The 14,124-nt window shown below is 53.2% G+C and carries 15 protein-coding genes; 3 read left to right on the forward strand and 12 right to left on the reverse strand.

The annotated features are described in order from the left end of the window. The first annotated feature begins 80 nt into the window (after positions 1 to 80). Positions 81 to 230: a hypothetical protein gene (locus tag KTJ90_RS15090; protein WP_003850104.1), complete on the forward strand. Its 150-nt coding sequence runs from the start codon at positions 81 to 83 to the stop codon at positions 228 to 230. Positions 231 to 530: 300 nt separating this feature from the next. After that, the gene (locus tag KTJ90_RS15095) at positions 531 to 2,108 is read left to right on the forward strand and encodes a methyl-accepting chemotaxis protein (protein ID WP_033761898.1); all 1,578 of its coding nucleotides are present in this window, start codon (positions 531 to 533) and stop codon (positions 2,106 to 2,108) included. Positions 2,109 to 2,411: 303 nt separating this feature from the next. Here KTJ90_RS15095 and ymcF read toward each other — a convergent pair whose 3' ends face one another. The 10 genes from ymcF to proB all read right to left on the reverse strand — a co-directional run bounded on the left by ymcF (position 2,412) and on the right by proB (position 10,598). Further along, the gene (gene ymcF / locus KTJ90_RS15100) at positions 2,412 to 2,582 is read right to left on the reverse strand and encodes a cold shock small protein YmcF (RefSeq protein ID WP_085980553.1); all 171 of its coding nucleotides are present in this window, start codon (positions 2,580 to 2,582) and stop codon (positions 2,412 to 2,414) included. Between the two features lie 3 nt (positions 2,583 to 2,585). Continuing rightward, complete coding sequence (cspE, locus tag KTJ90_RS15105; protein WP_003854408.1) at positions 2,586 to 2,798, reverse strand: transcription antiterminator/RNA stability regulator CspE; 213 nt, start codon at positions 2,796 to 2,798, stop codon at positions 2,586 to 2,588. 377 nt (positions 2,799 to 3,175) lie between these two features. Continuing rightward, positions 3,176 to 4,930 (reverse strand): putative phage tail protein, encoded by a 1,755-nt coding sequence (locus tag KTJ90_RS15110; RefSeq protein WP_003854410.1) that lies wholly within the window; start codon positions 4,928 to 4,930, stop codon positions 3,176 to 3,178. A gap of 203 nt (positions 4,931 to 5,133) precedes the next feature. Continuing rightward, the gene (locus tag KTJ90_RS15115; RefSeq protein WP_497816727.1) at positions 5,134 to 5,427 is read right to left on the reverse strand and encodes a hypothetical protein; all 294 of its coding nucleotides are present in this window, start codon (positions 5,425 to 5,427) and stop codon (positions 5,134 to 5,136) included. Then, positions 5,424 to 5,771: a DUF7940 domain-containing protein gene (locus tag KTJ90_RS15120; protein WP_008924848.1), complete on the reverse strand. Its 348-nt coding sequence runs from the start codon at positions 5,769 to 5,771 to the stop codon at positions 5,424 to 5,426. Before KTJ90_RS15120 ends, KTJ90_RS15115 begins: the two co-directional genes overlap by 4 nt. Then, on the reverse strand, positions 5,768 to 6,235 hold the full coding sequence (locus KTJ90_RS15125) for a lysozyme family protein (RefSeq protein WP_003854415.1): 468 nt from the start codon (positions 6,233 to 6,235) through the stop codon (positions 5,768 to 5,770). The genes KTJ90_RS15120 and KTJ90_RS15125 overlap by 4 nt, the downstream gene beginning before the upstream one ends. A 202-nt stretch (positions 6,236 to 6,437) precedes the next feature. Then, the gene (locus tag KTJ90_RS15130; protein WP_003854417.1) at positions 6,438 to 6,716 is read right to left on the reverse strand and encodes a transcriptional antitermination N peptide; all 279 of its coding nucleotides are present in this window, start codon (positions 6,714 to 6,716) and stop codon (positions 6,438 to 6,440) included. A 422-nt stretch (positions 6,717 to 7,138) separates the two neighbouring features. After that, positions 7,139 to 7,870, reverse strand: coding sequence for a S24 family peptidase (locus KTJ90_RS15135; protein ID WP_008924846.1), 732 nt, complete (start codon positions 7,868 to 7,870; stop codon positions 7,139 to 7,141). Between the two features lie 360 nt (positions 7,871 to 8,230). Next, positions 8,231 to 9,484, reverse strand: coding sequence for a glutamate-5-semialdehyde dehydrogenase (gene proA, locus KTJ90_RS15140; RefSeq protein WP_499025266.1), 1,254 nt, complete (start codon positions 9,482 to 9,484; stop codon positions 8,231 to 8,233). A 10-nt stretch (positions 9,485 to 9,494) separates the two neighbouring features. Next, a complete protein-coding gene (proB, locus tag KTJ90_RS15145; RefSeq protein WP_008924844.1) occupies positions 9,495 to 10,598 on the reverse strand; it encodes a glutamate 5-kinase in 1,104 nt (367 codons plus the stop codon). Between the two features lie 238 nt (positions 10,599 to 10,836). Between proB and ompC the strand changes: the two genes are divergently transcribed. Then, positions 10,837 to 11,949, forward strand: a complete 1,113-nt coding sequence (gene ompC / locus KTJ90_RS15150; RefSeq protein ID WP_499025268.1) for a porin family protein — start codon at positions 10,837 to 10,839, stop codon at positions 11,947 to 11,949. A 258-nt stretch (positions 11,950 to 12,207) separates the two neighbouring features. Here the strand turns inward: ompC and crl are convergent, their stop codons facing one another. Further along, the gene (crl, locus tag KTJ90_RS15155) at positions 12,208 to 12,609 is read right to left on the reverse strand and encodes a sigma factor-binding protein Crl (RefSeq protein ID WP_003851176.1); all 402 of its coding nucleotides are present in this window, start codon (positions 12,607 to 12,609) and stop codon (positions 12,208 to 12,210) included. A gap of 156 nt (positions 12,610 to 12,765) precedes the next feature. Beyond that, entirely contained in the window at positions 12,766 to 14,013 is a 1,248-nt protein-coding gene (frsA, locus tag KTJ90_RS15160; protein WP_105099459.1) for an esterase FrsA, read from the reverse strand. Between the last annotated feature and the right edge of the window lie 111 nt (positions 14,014 to 14,124).

Below are 14,124 nucleotides of genomic sequence, written 5' to 3' on the forward strand. Positions count from 1 at the left end.
TAAACACGGGCCGCAAAGAATGCCCGGCACACTTTTACTTTTTTGATCAGCGGAATCGCTGACCTGACCAGGAAACGACTATGCACATTGAAACTTTACCTGTTACGCCCGCACCTGCGACGCCTTCTCCTCAAAAGGTATTACGTGGCCGTTTACGTCAGCTGGCCTGGATTAGCGCCGTCAGTTTAAGCGTCGCGTTCTGGGTAGGCCTCTACTTTTTAGTTTTCTGAATCCATTCATGTTTGTCTGGATCGGGCTGTCAGCACCACTGCTGACAGCCCTTTTTTTTGCCTGAATTCCGCCTCCGCTCGTTTGTTAACCTTTTCTGATGCTTTTCACTGATTATTTATTCACGCTGCGTGATTACTTAAAAATTATTAAAGATACAACTCCGCACTCCGATAACTGTATGCGCGAGATCACATTTTGCCTGCGGCTGTGACCACAGACTTCAGCACGGCTTTGCGTACAACAGCAGGGAATCTGAGTGTTGCTAATAAATTGATTAATACAATAACGGGGAAAAGAACATGTTCAGCATCAGGAATATGAAGGTCGGAATGCGGCTTGCAGCAGCCTTCGGCATTATTGTGACGTTACTGATAGTGATTGGTGTGACATCTATTACCAGAATTAACAATATCAATACGGCGATCTCGTCGATCGTTGATGATCGCTATGTGAAAGTACGACTGGCATTTGATGTGCGCGATGGCGTCAACGATCAGATCAAATACCTGCGCGGCATGGTGATCGACACGACACATCCGGAAAATAATGTGAAACGTTATGGTCAGCTGGATGAAGCCACGCAACGTACCAACCGCGCCATGAAAAGGATTGAAGACATTCAGGTCACGCCAATCGGTAAGAAAAAGATCGCCGGTCTGCTGGCCTCTTCTCAGGCATTTGAAAAGGTCAAAGCCGAATTAATTACCCTGGTAAAAGCGGGCAACTTTGATGCAGCAAGCATCTATGTGTTGAAATCAATGACGGCTACCCAGAATAAATTCCTGCAGGATGCCGTGGATTTTGCCAACTCTCAGGATGCACAGCTGCGGACTGAAGGTCAGGGTATTGTGGAAAACGGCCAGTCTGCTATCTCCATCACGCTGATTTTCTCCGCACTGGCCATTCTTGCTTCTATCATGCTGGGCTACTTCCTGACCCGTTCAATCGTGCGTCCACTGGTTGCAGCTGTTGATGTCGCTGAACGTGTGGCGGCCGGCGATCTGAGTACCCAGATGCAGGTGACCTCACGCGATGAAACAGGTGTTCTGATGCAGGCATTGCAGCGGATGAACGATAACCTGCTGTCAATTGTGACGGAAGTGCGTACCGGCTCCGACACTATCGCGGTTGCATCAACGCAGATTTCCAGCGGCAACCTTGATCTCTCAACCCGAACTGAGCAGCAGGCCAGCTCCCTGGAAGAGACCGCCTCTGCGATGGAGCAGATGACGTCGACGGTGAAACACAATGCCGACAACGCGCGTGAAGCTAATCACCTGGTTTCCACCACCTCAAGCGTGGCACGTGAAGGTGGCGTGGTCATGGAGCAGGTCATCGAGAAGATGGAAGCCATCGCCCTCTCCTCACGCAAAATTGTCGATATTATCAGCGTTATCGACTCGATTGCCTTTCAGACCAATATCCTGTCCCTTAACGCCGCCGTAGAAGCCGCGCGCGCGGGTGAACAGGGTCGTGGCTTTGCCGTCGTGGCGAGTGAAGTGCGTAATCTGGCACAGCGCTCAGCTTCCGCAGCCAAAGAGATTAAGGTGCTGATTGAAGATTCTGTCGCTAAAGTCGATGAAGGCAGCAAACTGGTGACGCATGCAGGTTCAACCATCGGTGAAGTGGTGAACAGCGTGCAGAGCGTGGCAAACATTATGAGCGAAATCACGATCGCCAGCAGCGAACAGAGCAGCGGCATCCATGAAATCAATCAGGCAATTACTCAGATGGAAGCGGTAACGCAGCAGAATGCCGCGCTGGTACAGGAAGCATCAGCCGCCTCTCAGGCACTGCAGGATCAAGCCGAGCGCATGGCACAGGCGATGAGCGTGTTCAATACCGGCAAGCTTTCTCTGCAACCCGTACTGCGTTAATCCTTCTTAACGGCCCGCCCCGGCGGGTCTTTTTTTACGCGATGATGGAGAGCGGATAGATTTCAGGCGGTTAACACTGTTCCGAGACAAAGAAAGCTGACGCCACCCGACGCGTGCAGGAAGGGTTTAAGGGTTAAGGGTTGAGGGTTGAGGGTTGAGGGTTGAGGTTTGAGGTTTGAGGTTTGAGGTTTGAGGTTTGAGGTTTGAGGTTTGAGGACAGGAATAGCGGACACAAAAAAGGCCGCCAGAGGCGACCTTTTATTACTATAAATGCAACAACGCTATAAAGCTCACTAGCCTTTATCAGAGCGCGCGAAGCTGGCTCTGAGTTGCAATCCTTGCCATGTTCACCTGAACGACGACAGATTTGCAGAAAATGCATTTCGCTCCATGCGGATTGGCTCTTGTAACATCAAAATGTGATGTACGAAACTGTGAGCCATTACAGTGAGGACACTTAAAAGTAATTTTCAGTCCTTAGAGACCAACAACGTTCGCAGCAGCTGGGCCTTTGGCGCCATTTTCTACTGTGAATTCAACTTGCTGACCTTCATCTAATGAACGGAAATCGGTGCCCTGGATTGCAGAGAAATGTACGAATACATCTTTGCTGCCGTCTGCAGGAGAAATGAAACCGAAGCCTTTCTCTGCGTTAAACCATTTAACGGTACCGCGAATTTTGTTAGACATGCTTAAATCCTTAATATATCGAGCCTTCCGGCATAATGGCCTGAGAACAGATTTTAATCAGAACGTAAGAGAAGACTCAAAAAGAAGGGATGTCTCGCGACAAACTTAGAGATGAGAACTGCTTTGGTTACTTACTTTGATAGTGTCTGTTAATCAAACCGACGATTCATTAGGCCACACTTCTCACAGTGACGCAACTCCTAATTCAAATTAATCGTAATCCGTCGACTGGAGAACATGAAAGCGCGAGACTCTCTCAGGGAAGCAGCCTGGCAGGGCTCTGCAGCGATGCGTTCCTGCCGACATAAAGAGAAGTGGAGATACCCACAGAGCAAAAAAAGGGCGAGGCTCACACCTCGCCCAAAATATGCCGATCATCAATCGTAGTAAGGAACCTTACGATCCACGCCGTTGATATTGATCAGCACAAAACCGGTCGGCGCGGTCTTGTTAGTCGGTGTACCCGCCGCAGTCGCCAGCGTCACCACCCCTTTCTCGTTGGCACCGATACCCGCCAGCCCATTGTGCATGCCGAAACGTGCAGCGGGTTTCAGGTTGCTGATTTTGGTGATGTCATCAACCATCGTCATATCTGACTGGAACAGCGAGCAGGAACCGGTATCAAACCGGGTGGGACCCGTGGTCTTCAGATTGAACATGGTCTCGCCGCTATTGGCTTTCAGCTTGACCCAGATTACGGCATAGGTGGTCCCTACCCGGCCATAACGAATGTCCAGCACAGAAGGTTGTCCCATATGGTAAGCATCGGCCCAGACCGTCTCCAGTCGCTGCAGGTTGATCAGGGTTTTACCTGTGGCCGGCATATTTACCGGTGAACCGGCGGTGCCGGACGGCGTGGTGGCATCCGCTTTACCGATCAGCTCCATCACCCATTGCTGGTTAGGCGCCGGGAAATAGAGCTGCCCCAGCCGATACCAGTTATCGGTAGCGGTGTTGTTCACCACTTTATAGCCACTGTAATAGCCGGCACGCAGTGAACCGGTCATGAACGTGCCGTAGTTCTCATCCCGACGGTAGCCATATTCAAAAGTCGATAGCCATTTGTTTCCGGCTATATCATTGGTGATTTTCGCCCCCGCCTGCAGGTTGATATGACGCATCACCACGCGGGCATTGTTGAGATTGAGCGGCGTGGCGCAATCTTCAATGTTAAGCGTTTCGATGTTCCAGCCCCCGTCCGACAGATCACCCGGGTTAGTCGTGTGCTCAATCCAGACGTTGCGCATGACTCCCTGTGTGACGCGCGGCATGTAGAGCGTGGCGTCCCCATAGCCCGACTGGAAGTTAGCATTACACAGCTCAATCGCTGTTGAGTGGTCCCAGTTTCCCTTTGGTGTATTTGACCAGCCGACATCAAACACACGGGAATAGGTACTGGAGCTGTAGATCTGATCGAATTTACTGTCGAGCGTATCCTGCAGTTTAAAGACAGTTCCCCCGGTGCTTTGAGCCTTGAAGCAGAAGATATTGACGATCTGGCCTCCAACAATCGTATTTTCAAAGAATGGCTGAACGTTGCTGCACTGTTCAGGCGTGACGGTGACTTTGAGAGAGGTGTCGACAGTTCCGGCGTTAGCCTGTCCGTGCCAGCAAATGCCTTTAATGACGATTTTGCGCGCATTCACCTTGAATACCGTATTCGCGCTTTTGTCAGAGACAATGGTGGTGCGGGGTGACGATCCGAGTTCGGTATCATCACCGCTGATACCAAAGAACGGCAACTCCGTATCGGTGAGATCGATGGGTGAAATCAGGAAGCGGCCACCCGGAAATCGCACCGGCATCGCTTTCACGTAGGTGTTGTAGGTCTGGGTCCATGCCAGCATCCGCTTGAAAGCATCAGTATCATCGGTGACGCCATCCCCTTTCGCACCGAAGTGCAGAATGTTCACTTCCGTAGGATCGTTGATGGTGCGTTTCCAGTAGAAACCGTTGCCTATCGCCACCGTACCGCCATCATCTTTCAGCGGTGTCGTACTCAGGAAACCGACAAAGTCTGCGCCACCCCGGAAGCTGGAGTCCTTATCGTAATAGCGTTTAAGGCTGGCGACTTCACCTGATTTTGGTGGAACAGTGGTACGCAGTTCAGCAAAAGAGTTAACTTCGATCATAGAATCCTCCTCAGGATCACAGAGATATCGCGCTGAAATCAGCGCACTACTTAGCCGCAGCCGGATGGCCGCAAAGGGAGTCCCACATGTCGTTGTGGGTGTTGATGGCGCGCACCGTACGAACGTCCATTTTTTGCGCGTCATCGCCGTAGGTATAAAGAGGGGAAAAAAGTACGCAGGCAGAGTCGGTAATCGCTACCGGCTCAGGGTTTGTGGTATTTCGACTGCTGCAGCTTGTCACGAGCAGCAGCGTCATCAAGGCTATGGTTGTCGGTCGCCACACGGTTAGCCTCCTCGCGGTTGTGTTGTTGCTGGTGCGCCACCGCGCTAACGCGAGACGCCTCCTGTTGCGCGTTATCGACGTCAGAACGTGCTTTTTGCTGCACTTTGCCGATTTTTTTGCCGCCGAAATAACTGGCGCCCAGCGCCGCAATCACGCCAGCGAGTGCGGCCAGCCAGTGCCAGCTGCCGCCCAGTAAGGTGGTAATGAGAGTCATGGTTTCGCTCCTCCCGCCTGCTCCTTCGCGGTGAGCAGGTTTTTCTGACGAACAAACTGGGCAATCACCCCCATCGCCACCATGAACGCGCCCACGAGCCCCAGGTAGTTGTGTGGCAGAATCGATTTCACGTCTTCCGGCAGCACGTTCCAGGCATCAACGGCGGCAGAGGGGAATGACTGCGCCCAGGCGCTGAGCATGGAGCCCAACGACGCAAGCCAGACAGACCAGGTTTTGAAGAGCAGGCGGGCATGAGAGACAAACTGCAGGGTGGTAAAGCGCTGCAGCAGCAGCAGAATGATGATTGCCGTCAGCACGGCAATGAGAAACATGAGCCATCTCATAGCAGCCCCCTGTAAATCGCATAGGTGCCGGTGCGCATCATCTCCGCATGACGCCGGGCCCGGCCCGGCGTCTGACGCGCCCAGAGGCTGTTCATCATCGCGTCAGCCGCATCACTAAACTGTTCAGCGATGATGGAGGTGAGCATGTTTTTGAACTGCAGGACGCCCTCCACGCCCAGTTGATACGTCATGCTCAGCAACACATCGGTGCGAGCGTCATTGCACTTTGTCAGCGCATCGCGCAGCAGCTCCCTGCCCTGCATCTCCTGAACTTTGTTTTCCAGAATGCACTGCTTCCAGACATCACCGACGCGCCGTGGCACGCGGAAAGTGTAATTACTGAGCGACGCCCCTTTTGGCCCAATGCGTATGCCGCCCGCCACCGTGGGGAAACCCAGCGTGTCGAGATAAGGTGTGTCGACATATCCCTCTTCAAAATTCAGTACTGCGATGATCTGGCTCATACGGACTCCTCAATGACGAATTAAGGCCTTCAGCCTTGTGAAAATAAATACATAACGCCCGCTGATCATTAACAAGCCCGGCACAGCAAAGGGCCTTGCTGAAGCTGCAGCAAAACTAAACAGTAATTCAGCAGATTGCGCCCAATGAGAGCTGGAGATAACAAAGCGTTAGCCGGAACGAAAAACGGCGCGCGCTTCCGCTTCAGCTCACGGCGTAGAGATGAACATGCGGAAGACAGCAATTGTCGAAACTGGGTGTTTCCTGACTGGTCACGCGGGGTGTTGTGATTGCGCGATCAACGCGCGGGGCGACCTGACGCTGGCAGATTTGCTCTGCACGCCTCAGGGTTGGTGGTTCAGCTGGAAAGTTCAATGCCTGATCGATGCTCTGTTGCAGGCTGCTGAGAGGCTGGCGCCGCCGATGGCGACGCGTACGTGCGTTGCCAGTGAAAACGCTTTTGCCATAGTGAATAATCGCCATAACTCCTCCTGTGAATGAGTATTTGGCGATGGGGTGGCAGGCGCGAGCTTTCGGGAAACCGAACGGACCCGAATGTCGTATATCGCGGTCGCACGCTCACCGCCCGGCTGCGTAAGCAGCCAGGTGGAAAGTAAGCGAGGGGAAATAAACGGCATCTGACGACGCTGCATTTGCGCATCCACCCCATCCCAAAGTTCACTGACTTTTGGGTGGTATGATTCGCGCTTGTGCAGCGCCTGAATTGTTTAAGAGCGGGTCATCCCTGAAAAGAACGTCTTCGTTCATCCATGTCCAAATTATTAACAGGTTCTTATGCTTTATCAAACACTGTTGGTTAATTTTTTATTTACTGCTGGTTAAATTTATGAATTTATGCCGATTATTTTTTTGCAGCTCTCCGGAGAAAAGCGGCAGAAACGGCTTTAGCCGAGAATTTGATAGTGTCGCGCCTGGCTCATAATCACTTTTGCGAGCACCTTCAGGCTGGTGACCTCATCACGATTGAGATACCACGTTTCATAGCGTTTATTATCTGATATCACTGCAATTTTTTTATGCTGCAGCTGCAGGCGTTTAAGGTAGAGCTGCTCGTCGAGGGTAAAAATATAGATACCATCGCCGTCAAACATCCGCACGCTGATATCCACAAACAGCTGATCGCGCGGTGCAAAGGTGTCAGCCATAGAATCACTGTTGATAGCGATCAACCGAATGTTTTCCGCCGGACGGCCGTTGAACAGAACCCGTGCCTCATCCAGACCATATTCAATCGCCTGGATAGTCTCGACAAACTCATCGCGCGCGGGCAGGCCCGCAGCACTGCGCTGACCAATGTCGAGGCTATCAATACGAAACACACTCTTTTGGCCAGTGAGTGTACTCATCGCTACAGGTTCAGTGGATTGCTCCATGCCGTACTGGAGCCACTCTACCCTGACGCCTAGCAATTGACTGAGTGCCAGTAAATTGCCGCCATCAGGCACTGACTGCGCGTTAAACCACTTCCACACGCCTGGCGTTGAAATTTTACAGCCTTGCTGCTGCAGAGCTCTGGCAACCTGTTTGTTTCGTCCATGTCCGACAATGCCGGCACTCTCACAGGCCGCTATCAGCCTGGCGGTGAAAGCTTGTCTTGTACTTTCTTTTTTAACCATTAGTTAATAATCAGCCATAGAAGAGATACTGGATGTTATTTTCGTTATTGCTACCAGTTCATTTTATATTACCGCTCGTTTACTACCTAACCGCTTTATCAAGCAATGCTAACTATCATTATCCGCTTCAGCCTGCGGCTAAACAAAAAATATTGCCTCAGGCCGCTTGCAGCCCCGGCTTTCAGGAATGTTCCGTAAGAAATTGCGTGAATATCAGGCAGCATAATTGCCAGGGATGACGAGAACAGAACAGAAAATGATCTGATGCGCAGAAAATCCTATCTTTCACTGGTCCGAAAAATCGGGATAAAAAAAACGGGAGCCTTTGAAAGACTCCCGCTTTGTTAAAAATTATCGTCGTTATGGGCGGAGCGTATCGTCTCCCCACGCTATCCATTTATAGGTGGTCAGCGCCTCTAACCCCATGGGGCCACGGGCATGCAATTTCTGTGTACTGACCGCCACTTCCGCGCCCAGGCCAAATTGACCCCCATCGGTGAAGCGGGTGCTGGCGTTGACATAAACCGCTGACGAGTCGACCTGACGAACAAAACGCGCGGCATTACGCGTATTACGGGTGAGGATAGCATCTGAGTGCTGTGTGCCGTGCGTACGAATGTGATCGATCGCCTCATCCATATCCGCCACCAATTTAACGTTAAGATCCAGCGACAGCCACTCGTCATTGTATTGCTGAGGACTCACGGGTTTAACCGGGGCGGAGCCATGCTGAAGTTGTGCCAGCACGTTGCTGTCAGCATGCAGCGCGATTCCTTCCTGCGCCATTCGCGCGCTGAAAGCTGGCAGAAAACGTTCGGCCATCGCCTGGTCCACCAGCAGCGTTTCTAGTGAGTTACAGGCGCTGGGACGCTGTTTCTTGGCGTTGACGATCACATCAAGTGCCGGTTCAATCTCCATCGTCTCATCAATGTAGATATGGCAGACGCCAATGCCGCCGGTAATCACCGGAATGGTGGAGTTCTCGCGACACAGTTTATGCAGCCCGGCTCCGCCGCGCGGGATCAGCATGTCGACGTAGCGATCCAGCTTCAGCAGCTGATTCACCAGCTCGCGGTCAGGATTTTCAATCGCCTGGACAATGGCTACCGGTAAACCGTGCTGCTTCAGCGCGTTCTGAATGACCCGAACGGTGGCCGCATTGGTGCGCCAGGTCTCTTTGCCGCCACGCAGAATAGCGGCGTTGCCGGTTTTCAGGCACAGACTGGCGACGTCAACCGTCACATTAGGGCGCGCCTCATAAATCACCGCAACGACGCCCAGCGGCACGCGACGGCGTTCAATGCGCAGCCCGCTGTCGAGCTGACCACCGTCGATTAACTGCCCTACCGGATCGGCAAGCTGACAAACCTGGCGCACATCGCTGGCGATGCTGCTGAGGCGTTGCGGATTAAGCGTCAGTCGATCTAATAACGCGGCACTCATGCCGTTCTGACGCGCATCGGCTAAATCCAGCTCGTTAGCCGCCAGAATGTCAGCGCTCTCGGTTTCCAGCCGGTCAGCAATCGTCATCAGAACATCGTTCTTTTCTGCCGTTGACAGATCGGCCACGGTATACGCTGCGGCACGCGCCGCTTTTCCCATCTCTTCAAGCATTGTCCGCTCCTTAACTGACGATCATGTCGTCGCGGTGAACCGCCACCGGGCCATATTCATATCCCAGGATCTCGCTGATCTGCTGACTATGATGACCGGCGATCATTCGCATCGCGTCGCTGTTGTAGCGTGAAACGCCGTGAGCGATATCCCGGCCCTGCAGGCTGCGAATGCGGATCACTTCACCGCGAGAGAAATTCCCCTGGATCGCCCGGATCCCTTTCGGCAGCAGCGAACTGCCACGTTCGATAATGGCTGCCAGTGCACCGTCATCGACGGTAATCTCACCCGCCGGAGGCGCACCGAAAATCCAGCGTTTACGGTTTTCCAGCGGCGATTGCTGCGCATGGAAGCGCGTACCGACCGGCTTGCCATCAATCACATCGCTGATCACGCCGCTGCGGCTGCCCGAGGCGATGATCACATCGATACCGGCACGACAGGCAACATCCGCCGCCTGAAGCTTAGTCGACATGCCGCCAGTGCCGAGCCCGGAAACGCTGTCACCTGCCAGGGCGCGCAACGCATCATCAATGATATGCACATCACTGATCAGCTCAGCCTCAGGATTGTTACGGGGATCGGCGGTGAACAGTCCCTGCTGATCAGTCAGCAGCAACAGCTTGTCGGCGCCGCCGAGCATGGCCGCCAGCGCCGAGAGATTGTCGTTGTCGCCCACTTTGATTTCAGCGGTGGCGACAGCATCGTTCTCATTGATCACCGGCACAATATGGTTATCCAGCAGCGCACGCAGCGTGTCGCGGGCGTTCAGAAAGCGTTCGCGATCTTCCATGTCGGCACGGGTCAACAGCATCTGACCAATATGAATACCGTAGATAGAAAATAACTGTTCCCACAGCTGAATCAGACGACTCTGCCCCACCGCAGCCAGCAGCTGCTTTGAGGCGATGGTCGGTGGCAGTTCGGGGTAGCCCAGGTGCTCGCGTCCGGCGGCCATTGCGCCAGAAGTCACGATCACAATGCGGTGGCCTGCGGCGTGCTGCTGCGCGCACTGACGAACCAGTTCCACCATGTGCGCCCTGTTCAACCGGCGAGATCCGCCGGTAAGAACGCTGGTACCCAACTTGACCACTAAGGTCTGACTGCCACTCATATTTCCTGCCGTAGAGAAAAATTTTTACGAAAGGACGTTTTAACAGGAGTCGATAAGGAAGCCAACAGCCAGCGGGGGAAAAGCACGAAATTACGCGGACAAGGAGGTAGACCAAAAGTTCATGGTTAACAAGAAATCATGAAAAGTGTCATAAAAAGTTCATCACTGACGGGTAAAAAGTCCGTGTTTTACAAAAACTTTCATTTTTTTACGGTGTTCACATTGGGATTGATAGCAAATGAAGAAAAGCACACTGGCCATGCTCCTCTCCACGCTGACGCTGGCTTCTGCCGCGCAGGCTGCCGAAATCTATAACAAAGATGGCAACAAACTGGATTTGTACGGCAAAGTTAAAGCTGAGCACTACATCAGCGATAATGCCAGCCAGGATGGAGACAAGTCCTATACCCGTATCGGCTTTAAGGGTCAGACACAGATTAACGACCTGATGACCGGTTATGGTCAGTGGGAATATCAGTACAACGTTAACAACTCCGAAGGCAGTGACGCCAACAACGGCAATAAAACCCGCCTCGGGTTTGCTGGTCTGAAATTCTCTCAGTACGGTTCGGTAGATTATGGCCGTAACTACGGTGTGCTGTATGACGTTGAAGCCTGGACTGACGTTTTCCCGGAATTCGGCGGTGACGGTACAGCCCGCTCTGATAACTTTATGACACAGCGCGCCACCGGTGTTGCGACTTATCGTAACAATAACTTCTTTGGTCTGGTCGATGGCCTGAAATTTGCGCTGCAGTATCAGGGCAAAAATGACGCGTCCAGTACCAACACCCGTACTGACATTAACCGTCAGAATGGCGACGGCTACGGTGCGTCTCTCGGCTATGCTCTGGGTGATTCTGGTGTGAGCCTGATGAGTGCCATCACCTCATCTGACCGCACCAACCAGCAGCAGGCGCGCGCTTATGGCCGCGGTGACCGTGCGGATTCCTGGGGCGCAGGCGTGAAGTATGATGCTAACAGTGTCTACCTGGCCGCAATCTACACTGATACCCGCAACATGACGCCAATCAGCGGCACCAACCGTACCACCGGCGCAGCCGTTGCGGGCGCAGCCAACAAAGCGCAGAACATTGAACTGGTGGCGCAGTATCAGTTTGATTTCGGCCTGCGTCCATCTATCGGGTATGTACAGACCAAAGGCAAAGATATCGAAAACGGTATCGGCGATGCGGATCTGGTGAAATATATCGATGTGGGCGCGACCTACTACTTCAACAAAAATATGTCCGCCTTCGTTGATTACAAAATCAACCAGCTGGATGACGACAATGCGCTGTCGCTTAACAACGACGACATTGTGGCGATGGGTGTGACTTACCAGTTCTGATTTCAGGCTCGCAAACCGGGCAGATTTGGAGCTGGCAGCAACGCATAAATTCAACACGCAGGGAACACGGTCAGAAGAGGAAAGCGTCCCGGCCAGGACGGCGCGGGCCGAGCGTGCCATGGATGGCGGCTTTTGCGTCTTTCCGATCTGACCGTGTTCTCTGAGAAGGCTCGATCCAACAGCGGGTCAGACTTCAACAAAAATGGCGAGTTTTTAAACTCGCCATTTTTTTCGTCTTTATTTCACTACACTACCCTATCAGGCGCTCAGCTTCACCGGTTTCTCATCAAAATCGCTGGCTGGGATCAGATCCAGCTCGAACTCTTTCAGCATCGCTTTCAGACGGGTATGGAAATTCCGTAAGGTCTCTTCCACGCGCGCCGTGTTCTCTTTCCCTTTGATGGTTGCCACCGACCAGTCACCCTCTTTATCGAACAGACCGATATGGTAGACATAGGTAAAGTGGTCAGCCTGTGCTTCCAGCTCCATCCACCAGCCCCAGAACTCTCGCAATTCCGGTGCCGGTTTCACATTGACGCAGGCAGCCAGGCAGTCGAAGAAGAAACGGGTTTCGCCACATTTCCCATCGCGAATATAAGGCCCAAGCTCCGTAAAGCGCTTAAGCAGGCGACTGCGGGGATGACCACTTGGTAACGTCATGCTGATTCTCCATAGGTTTTGACCGCTATACAGCCTTGATTTCCGGACGGCCAGCACGACGCTACACCGCATGGGCCCGATGACGTCATATTTCACTTAGCGGCAGCCCGGAAGAATTCCGCTACTAGTTGTAGCAAATACTGTAAATTTTGCCAGTCACCTTTTTAAACGCTTCTCCAGCCAGTCACAAATTTCATTCAGCGCCTTATCAAAACTGGCCATCACCGGCTTCACCGGAATTCGCAACGCTTTGCCGTCTGAGGAAGAGTTTGCGATAAGCCTGCTCTCCTCTTCCGGGCTGAAGAGATCGTTTTGCCAGTAGCCCGACAGCATCGGCGTGGGCGTCCGGCGGCCCAGTAATCCCTGGGTTTTAAGCGAATAGCGGTTGAGTTCAGTGCGCAGCGCACTGTCGGAGGCGGTGGCCATACCCAGCCGGCTCGCCAGCATATCCATATACATATCCGGGATCGCATCCTGCAACGCCGTCTGGGTCAGCAGAGCATGCACAATCGGGCCCAGACAGGCGACCCCACGCAACCGCTGCGATTCCAGATAGGCCAGCCGCACGGCCACGTTAGCGCCAAAGCGATAACCGAATGCCGCCACGCGGGTATGGTCGACCCAGGGCACATTGATTAGATCGCGCAGCACCTGCTGATGCAGAAAACTGGTGTCCTGATTCAGCGTCCATTTCACCGAGTTGCCCACTGACGGCACATCAATTGTCAGCATAGCAATGCCACGCGGGGCAAGGTAATCATGGAACAGGCGATAGTGATCGCTCTGTAACGAGTCGAGTGCGCCGCAAAACAGTACGGTGGGATAAGGCGCTTCAACATCCGGCGGCATATGCAGAAAGCCGCTGACCGGACTGCCGCCCGGAATAGCAAACGTCAGGATTTTCAGTTCGCCAGGCAACCGCTGAGTCGCCTCTTCATAGGCACGATTGGCCAGCGTCTGTGCCTGGTCAGCCAGTTCATCGCCTTTTATATAGGGATAAGCCGCAACGCTATAAAGATGGGCCGCATGTAGCCAGTCGTCGCCCGCCTCGCTGTCGTCGGATGCCTCCAGCGCTTTCTGCTGCCAGATGCCCGCCTGCTTAGACCATTCGAAATGCCAGTTGCCGCCGCGAAAACCAATCACGGTGTCGAGCAGCGTCTCATCAGTATGTTCAGCGTTGCTGATGGCAATACGTGCCAGCACTTCACTGATCTCCTGCGGCGTCAGGCCTCGCCATGTCCACATCAGCTTATTCAGCATGCGATACCAGCCGCGCTGGCTGTCACCCTCCAGGGCAGAGTGGACATTCGGGGTAGCGTGATGTTGGCGGCGAACCAGGGAAGAGGTTTCAGGATGTTTAAAGCGCGGCTTGAATAGCTCCTCGCTGAGATTTTTGCTCGACATACTCACTTCTCCTGCAACAGAACGGCGATGGCTAAGTGTACTGTACGGCAATTCGGGGTGCGAGGCTCAGAATGCACAACGCCCGGAAAACCGGGCGTTGTCTGATGTATA

The sequence above is a fragment of the Pantoea jilinensis genome (assembly GCF_019104105.1).
Lineage (GTDB): Bacteria > Pseudomonadota > Gammaproteobacteria > Enterobacterales > Enterobacteriaceae > Pantoea > Pantoea eucalypti.